Origin of the sequence: Methylopila musalis (assembly GCF_042679725.1) — a bacterium.
GTDB lineage: Bacteria > Pseudomonadota > Alphaproteobacteria > Rhizobiales > Methylopilaceae > Methylopila > Methylopila musalis.
In genome coordinates, this window is the sequence record NZ_JBHTMX010000282.1 from 1 (window position 1) to 2,609 (window position 2,609).

Here is a 2,609-nt window from a genome sequence, read left to right on the forward strand (position 1 = left end):
GCCGCCGCCGTCCGCCGGGGCGGCGTAGGCCACCGCGTCGCGGCCGGCGTTGAACGGCACGCCGGGGATCGGGCGCGGCGCGAGGCCGTGATGGGCGAAGGTCATGATGTCCCGCCATGTCATGGCGGGCAGCGAGCCGCCGGTCATCTCGCGGGTGGTGGTGAAGTCGTCGTTGCCGAACCACACGCCGCCCACGAACGAGCCGGTGAAGCCGACGAACCACGCGTCGCGATAGGACTGGGAGGTGCCGGTCTTGCCGCCGACCTGATAGCCGTCGAGCCGCGCCCGGCCGCCGGTGCCGGCCTCCGTCACCGCCACCATCATGCGGTTCATGCCGGCCACCACATGCGGCCCGAGCACCTGCTGGGGGGCCTTCGAGTCCCGGTCATGGCGCCACAGCGCGTCACCCTTGGAGTCCAGCACCTCGACGGCGGCGTAAGGCGGCGTGCGGCGGCCGCCATTGGCGAGCGTGGAGTAGCCGGAGGTGTGGTCGAGCAGCGTGACCTCCTCGACGCCGAGCGCGAAGGCCCGGCCCACGTCCAGCTTGGAGCGGATGCCCATGCGGTGGGCGATCTCGATCACGTTCTTCTGCCCCACATCGAGCGCGAGCCGCACCGGGATGGTGTTGATCGACTTGGCGAAGGCGGTGATCAGCGGAACACGGCCCGCGAAGCGCCGGCCGTAATTGCGCGGACACCAGTTGCCGACGCAGACCGCGGCGTCGGTCACCACCCGGTCGGGCGTGTATTTGCCGGAGGCGAAGGCGGCGGCGTAGACGTAGGTCTTGAACGACGAGCCCGGCTGGCGCAGCGCGTCCACCGCGCGGTTGAACTGGCTCTGGCCGTAGTCCCGGCCGCCGACCATGGCGCGCACCGCGCCCTCCGGCTCCATGATGACGGCGGCGGCCTGATCGACCCGGTACTGGTCGCCGTACTGGCGCAGCATCTGCTCCACCGCGCCCTCGGCGTGGCGCTGGAGCGCGCTGTCGAGCGCCGTGCGCACCACCAGCACCCGCTGCCCCTTGAACGCGCCCTCCTGCGCCAGCTGGCGCACCTCGCCATAGGCCCAGTCGAGATAGTAGTCCGGGCTCGAGGCCACGGCGGTCGGCTTCGGCGTGGCGGGCAGGAACCGCGCCGGCTGCACCTGACCCTCGGTCATGAAGCCTGCGTCCACCAGATTGTCGAGCACGGTGGAGGCGCGGGCGCGGGCGGCGGCGAGGTTCACGTGCGGGGCGTATTTGGTCGGGGCCTTGAACAGGCCGGCCAGCATGGCGCTTTCCGCCAGCGTCACGTCGCGGGCCGACTTGCCGAAGTAGAAATGCGAGGCCGCGTCCACGCCGAAGGCGCCGCCGCCCATATAGGCGCGGTCGAGATAGAGCTTGAGGATCTCGTCCTTGGTGAGGTGATGCTCCAGCCAGAAGGCGAGGAACGCCTCGTTCACCTTGCGCTCCAGCGTGCGCTCGTTGGACAGGAACAGGTTCTTGGCGAGCTGCTGGGTGATGGAGGAGCCGCCCTGCACCACGCCGTTGGCGCGGGCGTTCTGGACGATCGCGCGCGCCGTGCCCGCCACGTCGATGCCGAAATGCTGGTAGAACCGCCGGTCCTCGGTGGCGAGCGCGGCCTTGATGAGATGGTCGGGATACTCGCTCAAGGGGATGCCGTCGTTCTGCATCACCCCGCGCTTGCCGATCTCCTGCCCGTGCCGGTCGAGGAAGGTGACGGAGAGCTCCGCCCGGTTCAGCCAGTCCGGCCCGGTCTCCCGGAAGGCGGGCACCGCGAGCGCCAGCATCAGCGTCGCGCCCACCGCGCCGAGCGTCAGGCCCTCGCCGAGCAGCTCCGCCACGACGCGCCGCCAGCCCCGCGCGCGGAACGCGTCGAACGCCGCGCAGACGCCGTCCCAGCGGCGTGAGGCCGCCGGCCAGATCCGCCAGAAGGTGTGGTCCAGCCAGGAGTCGAGCGCGAGAAGCCTGCGCTTCACGTCGAGCTTCCTGACCTCAGCGCCTTTACCGAACACGAGCGCCTCGCTTAAGCCGTCCGCTTGCCGGCCCCCGGAATGGCTTGACCGTTTCCGTCCGCGCGCGCAAGACCCATGCCATGAGCACGCGCCTCGCGCCGCAGCCCGTCGACGGCGAAGCTGTAGAGCATAAGCCCTTCTGGAGAGTGAAGCGCCTCGGCGAGATGTCGCCCGAGGAGTGGGAGAGCCTGTGCGACGGCTGCGGCCGCTGCTGCCTGCTGAAGCTTCAGGACGAGGACACCGACCGCATCGCCTATGTGGACGTGTCCTGCCGGCTGCTCGACCGCGCGAGCTGCCAGTGCTCGGACTATCCGAATCGCCGCGACCACGTGCCGGACTGCGTGCGGCTGACGCCCCAACTGGTGGAAGAGATCGGCTGGCTGCCGCCCACCTGCGCCTATCGCCTGATCGACGAGGGCAAGGACCTGCCGTGGTGGCATCCGCTGGTCTCGGGCGATCGGGACACCGTGCACCAGGCGGGTGTCTCAGTTCGGGACAAGGTCTTCTGTTCCGAGACGGAAATCGACGAGGAGGGGCTGATGGACCGCATGGTCAGCTGGCCCGCCCGCTGGCCGCGCGGCGCGCGGCGGCCGCCC

General features: G+C 70.4%; 2 protein-coding genes. One reads left to right on the plus strand and one right to left on the minus strand.

The window, feature by feature from the left end; all coding sequences use genetic code 11:
• Nucleotides 1–1,977 (minus strand): transglycosylase domain-containing protein (locus ACFQ4O_RS16650; protein ID WP_378777359.1); only part of this gene is annotated, 1,977 nt, incomplete at its 3' end.
• A 116-nt stretch (nt 1,978–2,093) separates the two neighbouring features.
• Here ACFQ4O_RS16650 and ACFQ4O_RS16655 point away from each other — a divergent pair.
• A partial coding sequence (locus ACFQ4O_RS16655; RefSeq protein ID WP_378777361.1) for a YcgN family cysteine cluster protein occupies nt 2,094–2,609 on the plus strand: 516 nt, incomplete at its 3' end.